Below are 14,232 nucleotides of genomic sequence, written 5' to 3'. Positions count from 1 at the left end.
GAAATTGGTCCTTTTCTTGTGGTGCTGGTCTGACGGGGCGTTAGGGGCGGGACTGCAGGCGGGGCCGTCAGCACCGGGGGACGTCCCTGCCGCTGATATCGATGGTGGCGAGCTTGACGTACCAGCCCGCATGCGGGCCGCCGTCCATGCGGTACCACTTGTAGTACCCCGGGTCCGATTCCGGCGAGCCGTAGATGTTCATCCAGCAGGCGCTGTCGATCCAGCCGTCCGAGGTGGACACCCAGTTCGCATCGCTGGAACCGCAACGCGCGTCCCCGCCCACGTTGCTGTAGCGATCCGGGACATTTGGCTTGCCCGGGCAGCTGTTGTTGGTGGAAGGCTTGACTCGGACCTTCGTGGGTGCGGGCGGCGGGGTGGGATCGGCGCCGGACGTGGACGTGATAGGCCCGCCAATGGCGCCGTCCACCACGGTCACGGCACGCACGCGCAGGTTATGGCTCCTGTCCCAGCCTCCAGCGCCGGTATCGAAGCTGTTGGCCTGCCCCACGTTCTGCCAGCCGCCGCCGTCCATGCTCACTTCGTAACGGTTCAGCGGTCGGCCGTTGGTGTTGGGGTTGTTCCAGGTCCAGTGCACCTGGCCGTCGCCCTTGGGCGAAGTCATGCCGTTCACGTTGGGTGCGTTCGGCGGACCGTAGGGGTTGCCGGTACCGATGGCTTTGGCGTCCCCGGACACGTTGTTCTTGGTGGATGTCGCGATGATGGTGACCGTGATGTCCCGGCCGTTAGTGAGGCCACCGATGGTTCCGCCGCCGGCCTGGATGCTTCCTGACTTGCCGTCTGCGTTGTACGTGTACTGGATTTCGGTGTCCGTCGAACCATTCCGCTGAGCCTGGGTAAGCGGCGTAAACGTCACGCGAAGCTGGCCGCTGTTACCGGTGTCAGCCACGGTTCCGCTGCTTACCTGGCCCGGCTTGCCGGCCGCCCGGATCTGGGCCGACGGGTTGCTGGTGCCGCTGGTGCCGGCCTTGTTGGTGGCCGAAACGGTGAAGGTGTAGTTGCTCTCGGAGTTGTCCACAGTGACGTTCTGCGTGGTGCCAGAAGCTACCGGCTGCGTGGCAACCACGGCCCCGCCCCGCAGGGTGTTGAGGGTGTACGAGGAGATCGCATCACCGTTGTTGTTCGGCGCAGTCCAGCTGACACGCAGCTGGCTTTGGGTCCCCAAGGAACCGGCATCTGCAGCAGTAGGCGCGGCAGGAGTGGCAGGTACACCGGCAGGCACTTCCGCCGCCGAATACGCGCTCCACTCGGACGGATCCTTCGCATCATTGCGCGCAAGGACACGCACTTTGTAGGACACTCCGTTCTGGAGGCCCTTCCAGACGTAGCTCACCGCTGTCAGGTTCTGGATCTGGGCGTTCTGTCCCGGTGGGGCCGGCGAAATTTCCAGATCGTATGACTTGACGGGCGATCCCTTGCTGGCCGGTGCCACCCAGTTCACGGAAAGCTGCTTGTCACCGAACTTCAGGGTCGGCGCCAGGGGCGTGTCCGGCTTGACGTCCGGGCGGACCTCGGCGGAGGCCGGGGAACGTTCAGATTCGCCGAACTCGTTGGTAGCGGTGACCTCGAAGTGGTACTTCGTGTTGTTGACCAGCCCGGTCAACGTGCAGGTGTTCGCCGGACAGTCCTGCCTGAAGCCCGATTCGCCGTAGACCGTGTACTTGGTAATGGGCGCACCGCGGTCTGCCGGGGCAGACCAGTTGAGCAGGGCGGTCTTGTCGCCAACGCTTTGCGCCTGCGGGGTAGTCGGCGCCAGGGGCTTGTCCTTGACGGTAAGCCGGATTCGCGCCGTGGCATTGCGGGAATCGTCTCCCGTCTTGTCTGCCACGGTATAGGCAACCACCATGGTCCCGGTGAAACCGGACGACGGCGTCACCGTTACCGAGTCCCCGGACACCGTTGCGCCGCCCTGGCCCGTCTCGGTTGATGCCGAAATAATCTTCAACGCAGTTTCGGGGAACGGATTTGAGTCGTTGGCCAGCACCTTCACGGTGACCGGCTTCCCGGCGGCCGCGTTCGGCTCCAGGTCATCGTTGGCCACTGGTTTGGGCCGGTTGGAGGCCGTGACAGCCAGCTGGTAGGTGGCCGTTGCCTCCAGCCCGCGGGAGTCCTTGGCCTTGATCTGGACCGCACCGGTGGTGCCGGTGCCGCTGGAATCAGCGGCGGAGACCTTCAGGATCTTGCCCTCGATGCTTGTGTTGAAGCCGGCCGGGCTGCCGCCCACGACTTCGTACTTCATGTTCTCGAGGTCGTCACGGTCCGGATCAGCGGTCAGTTTGCCCAGGTCAAGGGTGGCGCTATCGCCCTTCGGCACGTCAACGTTCGCGCCCAGGAGTTCCGGCGGGTTGTTGCGGTTGGGATCAGGCAGCACCTTTGTGCGGATGCTCAGGGTGGATTTCAGCCCTGCAGGATCATCCGGCCCGGTGCCGTCGGTAACCTCAAAGCTCAGCGAGCCCGGGCCCACGTAGTCAACGCCGGCCGTGTATTTCAGCGCGGTTCCGTCACCGGAAACCGGGTTGCTGCCGTCTGAACCGATGAGCTTGATCCGGTCAGTCTGTGTTAATCGAGGCGATCGGCTTTCCCGGACCTTGACCCATTCCTTGAGGTCAATGTTTACGGATTGTCCGGCGATGACCTCAATAACCTCGTCTTTGGCGAGGGTGGGAACCTGCTGTCCGAGCCCCGGCGCCCAGATGATGGCTGTGGACTTCTGGCCGTCCACGTCTTCGACGGTGTACGGAATCAGCTGCGGCTGTTCGGTCAGGTCTACGAGCATGGTGCCGTCAGGCCCCGGGCGTGCGGTGAGGGACTCGGTGCTGAGCTTGAGGTTCTCGCCGACGCCGTCAGGGTCTTCATCGTTCTTGAGGACCGGCACGTCCACGGCAGTCTTGCCCATCGCCTGGGCCGAGGTGACCCGGTCGTCGCGGGCAATGGGCGCCTTCAGAGGAACCTCGTTGTCCACCACCACGCGGATGGTGGCTTGGGCGGTGGCATCGCGGTCGTCGGCGATGGTGTACCGGACGTTGACCGTCCCGGCAGCACCGGGAGCAGTCAGGATGATGCGGCCGCTGGTCCTGCTGACGGTGGCCTGGAGGGCGTCGTTGGCCTCAATACCGTCCGTGAGGATGCGGATGATGTCGCCGTCCGGATCGGTGTCGTTGCCGGTGGCGTCGACAGCGATCTGCCGTCCCGGCCGGACCTTCACCTCGTCATCCACGGGGGTGGGGTTCTGGTTCGTTTCGCCACGGGGGGCGATACCCACCGTCACGGTCCCGGTGTTGACGGCGCCCTGGCGGTCAACCACCTTGTAGCGGAACGTATCCGTGCCGGCGCCGTCGCCGGCCGCGGTGAAGTCGATGAAGTTGCTGCCCACGGTGGCGGTTCCCATGGCCGGGGTGCTGTCGATACCGGTCAGCTGAACGGAGTCGCCGTCGGGATCAATGCCGTCCAGGGGAACCGGGATGCGGACCGAACCGGCGGCAACCACACGGGCGGTGAGATTCTGAGGCTGCGGCCTCGAATTCTCGGCCCCCTCCAAGGGAAGGATGTGGATGGTGACGGCGGCGGCGCTCTTCTGCCCCTGCGGGTCCACGGCATTATAGATGGCTCGCACCGTCTTGGGCTGCGGCCCGGCGATGAAGCGCAGGGTGTTTTCCGAGACGAAGCTCTTGCCGTCCAGTTCGTCCACGGCTTGCGGCAGGACGGGGTCCACGCTCAGTTCCAGGCCCTGCGGGTGCGTGTCGTTGTCCAGCACCGGGATGGTGACGACGTCGTTGACCCGGACGTTCACTTCGTCGGGTTTGGGCTGGGGGGCCTCGACGACGGCGGGGGCCGGCACGGGGACCACGGAGACGCTGCCGGTGGCTGATTTCCTGCCGTTGGACATGGTGTATTCAAAAAGGAACGGGTCCTTGGTGCCCAGCACATCGGTGATGCGCAGGACGCTGTGGTCTATCACGCTGACCGAGGCCGTGGTGTTGTCCGGGAGTTTCACGGACTGCAGCACCAGCACGCCGCCGGAAGGATCCGAGTCATTGGCCAGCGGGTCCAGCAGCACGCTGCCTCCGGTGGGCATCAGCGCAACGTCATGCACGGCCACGGGGTCACCGGCGTCCTTGCCGGACTCCACATCAACCCGGATCAGGCCCTGGCTGCTCTGCGGGCCGTTGCTGGCGATGTAGGTCAGGTACACGGGACCGGGAGTGGAGCTGCGGAACGTGAAAGTACCGCCGTCGGTGACGGGGCCCAGTTCGGCAGGACCGTTGGCCTCCACCTGTGCCAGGCGGAGGGCGCCGCCGTTGGGATCGACGTCGTTTTTCAGGGGCGCGATCACCAGGTCCTGGCCCACCACGGCAGTGACGTGATCGGCGTTGACCACCGGCGCCAGCGCACCCGGCGGCTGGACGTTCACCACGACTTTCCCGGTGACCGTTGCCCGGCCGTCCCAAATGGTGACTTCCACGTTTTTCTTGCCGGCGGTGGCTCCGGAGTCCTGGAACGTGAGCAGGCCGTCTCGGCGTACCTTGACCTGGTCCTGGTCGTTGTCTGCCTTGGCCTCCAGCAGGACCAGGTCGTCGCCGTCGGGATCAACCCAGTCGGTGAGGATGTTCTGGCTGACGGTTTTGCCCTGTTCCACCAGCATGGTGGTGGAGTCTCCGCCGCGCTTGAAGACAGGCGCCTTATTTTCATCCGGTCCCACCACGTTGAGACTGACCTGTCCGCCTGCTGAAAGTCCCCGGCCGTCGGCGGCGTTGTAGCTGAACGTCTCGGCGCCGGGCCTGGCGTCCGCGGGAACGGAGATCTGGAAGGCGGTGCCGCCGTAGATGCTTTCCAGCGTTCCGGCTTTGGGCCCGGAATCGCCGACGGCGGCGGTCAGGACGTCGCCGTCGGGATCAGAATCGTTGTCCAGGACGCTGAGGATGGTGGTCCGCCCCGGACGAACGCCCAGGGTGTCCGGTTTGGTTTCCGGCGGCCGGTTCGGTTTGGTGCGGTCCGGCAGGACGTTGATGGTGTTGTTGTCCGCCGATTCCTGGTCCTGCTCATCGGATTCGTTCTTAGGAGGAACAACGTCGTCCCAGTTGTTCACCAGCTGCATGTTCTGGTTCACCAGCCACACATTCCCCGAGTTCACATCGTTCAGGACCACCAGGTCCCGGTTCACCCGGAAAACGTACGACGGCGACGCACTCGCCTTGGGCACGTCCACGTTCTTATCATCAGCATCATTGGCACAGTCACGGACGTACTTGTTCGCCCCGGACCACGCAGCATGCACACACCCGGCCAACTGCACCGGAGCCGCCGGCACACCCTCACCATCAAAGGTCACCGTCTTCGCCGTGGAACCATCCAGCGGCTGCTTCAACAACGCCTTCTGCGTCGACACCGCCACAAAATCACTCGCCGGACCGCCCTGCTGCAGCTTCGCATCCCGCGCATTCTCCAACTGCAGCCGATTACCGCCCGGCAGGAACAACTTCCCCGCAGCAGCATCCAACACCACCGGCTTATCCCCCACCACCGTGATCTGCAGGTCCCCTGCACCCTTCAACTCACCCCACGTACTCGAATCGGTGGACACCACTTCACCGTTAGCGTCCACCTCCGTGACAGTCACCGCGCCCGACTTGGGATCGGCACTGTAGATCCGGTCATCGGTACCGACTGCGGAGACCAGGCCTTCGGAGCCAACCATCACAGGTTCGGAGGCTTCCTGGTCAAAACCATTTACCGTGGACGGCGACACCGCCCAGACCTTCCCCGATGCGGCGTCCGTTACTGAGATCACGCTGGCACCGAAGCTCACATCCGCCGAACCCGGCAGCTGCTTGTCCCCACCCAGGCGCATGTTCGCAGGAGAAACCTGGTTCAACGTCGAACCCGTCTCATCATCTACAAACACATCCCCGGCATTCTGGAGAATATCGAAGGTGGTACTCGCCGGCGTCACCGCACCATCCAAAACCCGCGAGGGATAATTCAACCGGCCCACGGCATTCTTGGATTTGGAGACTACCCACACGCCGCCGTCGTTCAACTCCACCTCAGTGGTCTTAAACCCCGGATAGATGATCGCACCGGCGACCAGCACAGCGCCGGCCGCGGCAAAGGCCGAACCCGTAACGATCTTGTTGTGGCGCTTCTTGAGACCGAACTTCCCCAGCAGTGATGTCACAGCGTTACTAATCCCTCAATTGTGTCGCGGCCCCCAGTGCGGCCCCTCCAAAGACCCGATACCGGGCTCTCTGTTCCCAGCGTCAGCCTACCGAAGCATGGCTGCTGCCGCGATGGGGAGCGCTCCCCTAGTGCTGCGCGACTGGCCGCCGCCAGGGTCGACTATAGCGCGATACGCCAACAACTGGATAAACCCGCAGGTCAGAACAAACACGTCCCTGACGCTCAGCAATGGGGTATTCCATGGCTCCCCGTACCGTCCCAGTTTCTTGGGCGACGCCACGATGTAGCGTCCGAAGCGGAGCCTCTTCCTGCGCGCGGATTTTGTGGCACGCGGATTTGTTTCGCAAGCCATTGGGCGAAGTTCATGGCCGGGGACGGTAAACGGCTAGTCGAGGACCAGGCCTTTTCCTTGTCCGCGTGCCAGGAGTACGGGATGGATTTCGCCGAAGCCACGGACATTTTCAGCGGGTTGCGGAACGAGAATGAAGCGCTTGTCCTGGTCCAGCGCGGAAGCAGTCATGGAGTCGATCAGGACCGTTCCCGGATCCGCCAGCGTGGTGAGCCGGGCGGCGAGGTTGACCGTGGGGCCGTAGATGTCCCCCAGCCGGGACAGGATCCTGCCCCAGACCATCGCCACCCGCGCTTCCGGCAGGATCTCGTCTTCGGTGAACGCCTGTGCCAGGGCAAGCGAGATCTCGGCTCCGGCAGCCGGAGTTTCCGCGATATACAGGACTTCGTCGCCTACCGTCTTGACCAGCCGCCCGCCGCCAACGGAAATGATCTCGGCGCATTTGTTTTCAAAGCGCTGGACCAGCCGGGCGAGGGTCTTTTCATTCATCCGGCGGGAGAGGCTCGTATAGGAAACCAGATCAGCAAAACCAACGGCGCGGGCCAGCGGCAGGGGGGCATCGTCCTCATCGCCGTCGCGGCCTTCTTCGCTGGCTTGCAGGCCGGCCTCGGCGCGCACGGCCAGGCGTTGCACGCCGGCATTGAGTTGCCGCCGCCACGAATAGACCAGCATCTCCTCCAGGGCGTCCAGCAAGGAGGGCAGTTCCTTCACCAAGCGTTTGCGCGCCACAGCGTCCGTGACGCCCTGCTCGTGGACCATGTCCTCCACCAAGGCCTCGATCTGCCAGACCACCATGCGGTCTGTCATCTGCCCGATGGACCGGGTCACGGAGATGGCGGCCTCTTCGGTCAGTACCCCGGTGCGGACCAAGTCAACCACGGTGGACAGCGCAGCCTGATCCCGTTCGGTGAAGGCGACGTCTTCGTCGCCGAAGTTCGGGAAGCCGAGGGCACGCCAGAGCTTCCGGGCCGAAAGGAGGGACAGACCTGCCCCGGCGGCCACCTCACGGCGCCGCAGCTTCCGTTCGCCGCCCAACAGCCGGGTCTCTAGAGCCTTGGCAGCCACTCGTTCCGGAGAGAGTGTGCCTGTCGCTGGGTGGGCAGTTTCGGGCACGGCGGGAGCCGGCAGGTCCGCTTCGTCCCGCTGGTCCTCATCGTTCATCGTCTCCACCTTCTCTCAACTCCCACGGCAACGCTTCGTCTGTGTAATCCGATATCTCATCAGTCCCCGGGTCCCCGCCCACAGGCAGTTCGTCAATCGCATCCAGCACGAAGTCCCGGAACCGTACTGCTTCCGGGACGTCCTGGATGTTCACCACACCTTCATACCCGGTTTCCAAGGATATATTCCCGGAGCGCAATATGCGCTGCAGCACCGACTGGTGGACCGTCACGTTGCGGATCGACGCGAGGTTGACCTGCTCGTCCCGGCGCCGCATCATGCCGTAGCGGGCAACAATCCGCCGGCTCGTGAGGATGTACCGGGTTGCCTGCCACCGCAGCAGCCGAGGCAGGCAATATGCCAACCATATCCACGCAGCGGCCAGGACGCATGCCAGGACGATCCACGGTGTCCAGTCGGCGGAAGCCACCGGCACCAGCCGCGTAGCCTCACCCCGCACGGTCCAGGCACTGGCAAAAGCTGCAGCGGCAGGTGCCGCAATGAAGGCTGCGGCCGGGCCGGCCAGCTTCCTCGGCTGCGGGCGGGTGATTGTAATGACCTGCTCGCCCGGCACGAGGCCTTTACGCATAGCCGCTTTCAGCGCCCTGGCCCGGCGGGGTCCACGGGCGCAGGTGGACAACATCGCCGGCGGTGACCACATGCTCGCGGCGGTCCTTGTCCACCACCAGCAGTGAGCCGTACTCGTCCAGCCTCGAAGCGTGCCCGATGATCTCGTGGTCACCGGGCAGCTGCGCGCGCACTTGCTTGCCCAGTGTCACCATGGCGGACTCCACCCGTTTGTGGAGCGAAGGGCCGCCGGCAATCCCGGCGGTGGGGTCGCCGTCGGCATTGCAGAAGCTGCGGTAGAGCACGGCGAAATGGGCGAGGTAGCTCTTGAGCAGCACGGTCCGATCAACAGTCAGCGGTTCTTCCAGGGCAACCGACGTCGCTGTGGGCACAGGGAGTTCCGACGCGGTCAAAGTCACGTTCAGGCCGGTCCCCAAAATGACCGGAGGAACAGAGCCGTCCCCCATGGGCCCCAGCTGGGCCAGGATCCCGGCGATCTTGCGGTCACGGACCAGGACGTCATTGGGCCATTTGAGCTCGGCCGGAATGCCCGCGGTCTCAAGAAGCGTCTCCCGCAGCGCCAGCGCGCCCAGCAGTGACAGCCATGAATACGTGTGCGTGGGCAGGGGCCTGCCTTCGGCATTGGCGGGCCGCAGGACCAGGGACACCGACACCGAGCTCAGCGGCGGCGCTTCCCACCGCCGGTCCAGGCGTCCGCGGGCGGCGGTCTGGTACTCGGCCGTCAGCACTGACAGGTCCGGCCACTCCTTTGGCTCAACCGTCACCGAGCGCAGGAGGTCCGCGTTGGTGGAACCGGTGGAGTCCACCACCACCACCTTGGCGATGCCTGTGGCCGCCAGGAAATCCTGGTCCGCCAAGGCTCCACGATCCAACGGATTTCCTGGGGTGTGTGAGTCATCCATGGTTGAATCCTATCGACTCAGGCGCCGCCGCTGGCGGTTCCCACAGCCACATGACTGGAACCCGCGGCTCAGAGGAATATGTCCGGAACCAGGCGATCCTCCGCGGCCCCGAGGCTGTACGGACGGAAGTCGGTGACACCCGCCGCGCGGAGCACCTGTTCGTCCGTGTAGAAGTTTCCGCTGGGTGCACCGGCGCCGGCCAGGTTGCCGCCGGTGAGGACGGCGTGGGCTGCGTCGGCCATGATCTGTGGTCCGCGCGCGGCCTGGACGATCTCCTCGCCACCGGGCATGTTCCGGATGGCCGCGGTATCGATGAGGGTGCACGGCCAGAGCGAGTTGACGTTGATTCCGTCGGCCTTGAGTTCTTCGGCAAGGCCCAGCGTGGTGAGGCTCATCCCGTATTTGGCCATGGTGTAGGCCAGGTGCCTGCCTGCCCAGTGGGGGTCAAGGTTCAGGGGCGGCGACAGCGTCAGGATGTGTGCGTGGGCCGATTTGCGGAGGGCGGGCAGTGACAGCTTGGACAGCAGGAACGTGCCGCGGACATTGATGTCCTGCATCAGGTCGTAGCGTTTCATGTCCACGTCGTCGGTGGTGGAGAGATCGATCGCGGATGCATTGTTAAGCACGATGTCGATCCCGCCGAAGCGTTCGACGGCGGCCGCCACGGCTCCTGCGACGTCTTCGTCGCTGCGCACATCACCGACGATTGCCAGGGCGTGGCCCCCGGCGGCCTCCACCTGCTCGGCGGCGCTGAAGACGGTGCCTGCCAGCTTGGCGTGGGGCTGTCCGGTCTTGGCCATCAGGACAATATTGGCACCGTCCTGTGCCGCCCGGGTGGCAATGGCCAGCCCGATGCCGCGGCTGCCGCCGGACATCAGAATGGTGCGGCCCCGAAGGGACCCGGTGGCCTGGTAGGGCCCTGCGGCAGTGGACCTTGCGTCGTTGCTGGAAGTCATGGCTCCACTGTAGCCGAGCTATGTTACTGGCAAGTAACATAGTGCTGACCGCTGGAAAGTGCGGAAAATTGTAGGTTTTCTACAGTCGTCCCACGCAGATGCGTCATTAGACTAGCCAGCAGGGTTCGTCTTTTGTGTGGAATCTACTTAAATCCCGCACCTGACCTGCCTTTACCACCGCACGCAGCACCACATTGTTACAGCACCAATCTGCTACAGAGCCGGAGACACTTGATGAGCCACGATCTGACAACGACAGCGGGAAAGATCGCCGATTTCCGCGACCGCCAGGCCCGTGCAGAACAACCCTCCGGCCCCGAAGCCATCGAAAAGCAGCACAGCCGCGGCAAGAACACCGCCCGCGAGCGCGTGGACCTCCTGCTGGACGAAGGTTCATTTGTGGAGCTTGACGCGCTGGCCGTGCACCGCTCCACCGCCTTCGGCATGGAAAAGAAGAAGCCGCTCGGCGACGGGCTGGTCTCGGGCTACGGCACCGTGGACGGGCGTCCCGTTGCCGTCTACAGCCAGGACTTCTCGGTTTATGGCGGATCGTTGAGCCAGGTCAACGGCGAGAAGATCGTCAAGGTGCAGGAATTTGCCCTGCGCAACGGCTGCCCCGTAGTGGGCATCCTCGACGGCGGCGGTGCCCGCATCCAGGAAGGTGTGGCCTCGCTGGCCATGTTTGCCGACATCTTCCGCAACAACGTCCACGCATCCGGCGTGGTGCCGCAGATTTCGCTCATCATGGGACCGTCCGCCGGCGGCGCGGCCTACTCCCCCGCCCTCACGGACTACGTGGTGATGGTGGACAAGACCTCGCACATGTTCATCACGGGACCGGACGTCATCAAGACCGTCACCGGCGAAGACGTGGACATGGAAACCCTCGGCGGCGCCCGCCAGCACAATGCCAACACAGGCACCTCCACGTACCTCGCCTCCGACGAAGCCGATGCCATCGAGTTCGTCCGCGAGCTGCTGGACTTCCTGCCGTCCAACAACCTCGCAGAGGCCCCGGTGCTGGAGCACCAGCAGGAGCTGGAGATCAACGACGACGACCTCGCCCTGGACACGCTCGTCCCCGACTCGGCCAACCAGCCGTACGACATGCGCACCGTCATCGAGCAGATCGTTGACGACGCACACTTCCTGGAGATGCAGTCCCTGTATGCCCCCAACGTGATGATCGGCTACGGCCGGGTTGAGGGACACACCGTGGGGATCGTGGCCAACCAGCCGCTGCAGTTCGCCGGCACGCTGGACATTGCCGCCTCGGAAAAGGCCGCCCGCTTTGTCCGGAACTGCGATGCGTTCAACGTCCCCATCATCACCCTGGTGGATGTGCCCGGCTTCCTGCCCGGCAAGGACCAGGAGTTCCAGGGCATCATCCGCCGCGGCGCCAAGCTGCTGTACGCCTACGCCGAAGCCACCGTCCCCAAGCTGACGGTCATCACCCGCAAGGCTTACGGCGGAGCGTACATCGTGATGGGCTCCAAGAAGCTCGGCGCGGACCTGAACCTGGCGTGGCCCACGGCGCAGATCGGCGTGATGGGCGCCCAGGGCGCCGTCAACATCCTGTACCGCCGCGACCTGGCCGCCGTTGCCGAGGCCGGCGGGGACGTTGAGGCCCGGCGCGCCGAGGTCATCCGCCAGTACGAAGAAGAGTTGCTGAACCCCTACCAGGCCGCCCAGCTGGGCTACGTGGACGCGGTCATCGCACCGTCCGATACCCGCGGCCAGATCATCAGGGGCCTCCGCGCCCTCCGCGACAAGCGGGCGAGCCTGCCCACCAAGAAGCACGGGAACATCCCGCTGTGATCGCGAAAAATCCGCTGGTCGGAGCCCCGTTGGTTGAGCCTGTAGAAACCAACGCGCCCGCCGATGCCCCCGTGCTTTCTGTAGTCAAAGGGCAACCATCGGCCGAGGAACTCGCGGCGCTGACCGCCGTCGTGCTTTCCCTGGGCAGCGCGGACGCCGTGGCCGACGGGAAGCCCACCGCCCGCGACTGGGTGCGCCGCCAGCAGCTGCGGCTCGCCCCGACGCCGGGTCCCGGCGCCTGGAGACGGAGCCGGGGTTAGGCTCGTGGGGTGACTACCGAAGCCGCCCCCGCCGCCCGTCCGCACTCCGCCATCGATGCCGTGGCGGATGACTATACCGACACACTCATCCGCCTGAACCCGGCGCTTGCCACCACGCTGGGGCTGCCGGGGCACGAGACTGAGTACCCGGATTACTCCCCCGCCGGCATCGCCGGTTTCGCAGCGGAAGCCCGAAAGGCCCTTGCTGCGCTGGACGGCCTGACGCCGCAGGACGACGTTGACGCCGTCACCCTCGACGCGATGCGGGAACGGCTGGGCCTCCAGCTGGAAATCCACGAATCGGGCTGGGACGAGGCGGAGCTGAACAACATCGCCTCCCCCGCACAGGACATCCGGGCCATTTTCGACCTGATGCCCACAGAAACCGCTGAGCACTGGGAACACATCGCCGGCCGCGCCCTGAACGTCCCCGGCGCACTCCGCGGCTACACCGAATCACTGCGCCAGGCACGGGACGCGGGCAAGGTCGCGTCCGAACGCCAGGTCTCCATCGTCATCGAGCAGACCACCAAATACGCCGCCGAAGACGGCTTCTTCGCCAAGCTCGCCGCCGGGGCCCGGACTGCCGACGGTCCCCTGCCGGGCGAAACGCAGGGAAAGCTCGACGCCGGTGCTGCCGCCGCCCGGGGTGCCTACCGGGAGCTCGGGGAGTTCCTCCGCACGGAACTTCTGCCTGCCGCCCCGCAGCAGGACGCCGTCGGCCGGGAACGCTACGCACTGGCCTCGCGCTCCTTCTTGGGCGCCGCCGTCGACCTCGAAGAGACCTACGCATGGGGAGTCCAGGAACTCGACCGGCTCATCGCCGAGCAGGAAAAAGTCGCGTCCACCATCAAGCAAGGGGCCAGCATCGAGGAAGCCAAGGACGTCCTCAACAACGACCCCGCCCGCCAACTCAAGGGCACGGAGGCCCTCAAGGCGTGGATGCAGGAACTCTCGGACAAGGCAGTTGCCGAGCTTGCCGGCGTGCACTTCGAAATCCCGGACGTGATGAAGAAGCTCGAATGCCTCATCGCCCCGACCGACGAGGGCGGAATTTACTACACGGGCCCCTCCGATGACTTCAGCCGTCCCGGCCGGATGTGGTGGTCAGTTCCCGCCGGCGAAGACACCTTCACCACCTGGGCCGAAACCACCACGGTCTTCCATGAAGGCGTCCCCGGCCACCACCTGCAGGTAGCCACCGCCACCTACCGGCGGGAACTCCTGAACAAGTGGCGGCGGAACATCTGCTGGACCTCCGGCCACGGCGAGGGCTGGGCCCTATACGCCGAAAAGCTTATGCAGGAACTCGGCTACCTGGCCGATCCCGGCGACCACATGGGCATGCTGGACATGCAGCGGATGCGGGCGGCGCGCGTGGTGTTCGACATCGGCGTCCACCTGGAACTGGAGATCCCCGAACGCTGGGGCAGCGGAACATGGACCCCGGAGGCGGGCTACGACTTCCTCAAGGAGAACCTGCCCATCAGCGAAGGCCAGCTCAAATTCGAATTCACCCGCTACCTCGGCTGGCCCGGCCAGGCCCCGTCCTACAAAGTGGGACAGCGCCTCTGGGAACAGATCCGGGCCGACCTCGAAACCCGGCCCGGATTCGACCTCAAGGCCTTCCACACGCGAGCACTGAACATCGGCTCCGTAGGGCTCGATACCCTCCGCCGGGCGCTGCTTTCGTAAGTGTCGTCGTCCGCCCGGGAGGGCAGACACCCTCGGCGTGCTGCGCCCCACCGGCTCCCTAACCTCGCAAGCTCGGCCAGGGGACCCTGCCGGCGTGGGCCCACTTCGTCGCTTTGACGCACGCTGCCGGGTGCCTCCCCTCCCGGTCGTAAAATGGCGAGACGTTTGCCACATCCGGGCTGGGAATAACTTCACAATTACCTTGATCGGCGCCGGATTTACGGGGATTCCGCGCCTCCATAGCTCGGTTGGCGGCGTAACATTTCTCAACATCTGTTCACCGTGATAAGAAACCCGGGCCTAGCGTG

Annotated in this window: 8 protein-coding genes; 3 read left to right on the top strand and 5 right to left on the bottom strand. The window is 65.0% G+C overall.

All coding sequences use genetic code 11. The features are described 5' to 3' along the window. Window positions 1–67: 67 nt before the first annotated feature. The 5 genes from CXR02_RS05435 to CXR02_RS05415 all read right to left on the bottom strand — a co-directional run bounded on the left by CXR02_RS05435 (window position 68) and on the right by CXR02_RS05415 (window position 10,151). Entirely contained in the window at window positions 68–6,193 is a 6,126-nt protein-coding gene (locus CXR02_RS05435; RefSeq protein WP_104061055.1) for an Ig-like domain-containing protein, read from the bottom strand. Between the two features lie 387 nt (window positions 6,194–6,580). After that, on the bottom strand, window positions 6,581–7,705 hold the full coding sequence (locus CXR02_RS05430) for an adenylate/guanylate cyclase domain-containing protein (protein WP_056348150.1): 1,125 nt from the start codon (window positions 7,703–7,705) through the stop codon (window positions 6,581–6,583). Continuing rightward, complete coding sequence (locus CXR02_RS05425; RefSeq protein ID WP_104061054.1) at window positions 7,695–8,294, bottom strand: PH domain-containing protein; 600 nt, start codon at window positions 8,292–8,294, stop codon at window positions 7,695–7,697. The genes CXR02_RS05430 and CXR02_RS05425 overlap by 11 nt, the downstream gene beginning before the upstream one ends. Then, window positions 8,287–9,195: a biotin--[acetyl-CoA-carboxylase] ligase gene (locus tag CXR02_RS05420; protein ID WP_104061053.1), complete on the bottom strand. Its 909-nt coding sequence runs from the start codon at window positions 9,193–9,195 to the stop codon at window positions 8,287–8,289. The genes CXR02_RS05425 and CXR02_RS05420 overlap by 8 nt, the downstream gene beginning before the upstream one ends. 68 nt (window positions 9,196–9,263) lie before the next feature. Further along, the gene (locus CXR02_RS05415) at window positions 9,264–10,151 is read right to left on the bottom strand and encodes an NAD(P)-dependent oxidoreductase (protein WP_104061052.1); all 888 of its coding nucleotides are present in this window, start codon (window positions 10,149–10,151) and stop codon (window positions 9,264–9,266) included. A 234-nt stretch (window positions 10,152–10,385) separates the two neighbouring features. Here CXR02_RS05415 and CXR02_RS05410 point away from each other — a divergent pair, with 234 nt between their 5' ends. Genes CXR02_RS05410 through CXR02_RS05400 form a run of 3 tightly spaced genes read left to right on the top strand, consistent with a single transcriptional unit; the run spans window position 10,386 to window position 13,924 of the window. Beyond that, window positions 10,386–11,969, top strand: coding sequence for an acyl-CoA carboxylase subunit beta (locus tag CXR02_RS05410; protein WP_104061051.1), 1,584 nt, complete (start codon window positions 10,386–10,388; stop codon window positions 11,967–11,969). After that, entirely contained in the window at window positions 11,966–12,229 is a 264-nt protein-coding gene (locus CXR02_RS05405; RefSeq protein WP_258060817.1) for an acyl-CoA carboxylase subunit epsilon, read from the top strand. Before CXR02_RS05410 ends, CXR02_RS05405 begins: the two co-directional genes overlap by 4 nt. A 9-nt stretch (window positions 12,230–12,238) precedes the next feature. Continuing rightward, the gene (locus CXR02_RS05400) at window positions 12,239–13,924 is read left to right on the top strand and encodes a DUF885 domain-containing protein (RefSeq protein ID WP_104061050.1); all 1,686 of its coding nucleotides are present in this window, start codon (window positions 12,239–12,241) and stop codon (window positions 13,922–13,924) included. The last annotated feature ends 308 nt before the right edge of the window (window positions 13,925–14,232 follow it).

The organism is Arthrobacter sp. 4R501 (assembly GCF_002929755.1).
In the GTDB taxonomy this organism is placed as follows: domain Bacteria; phylum Actinomycetota; class Actinomycetes; order Actinomycetales; family Micrococcaceae; genus Arthrobacter.
This window is presented reverse-complemented; position numbering and strand designations above follow the sequence as displayed.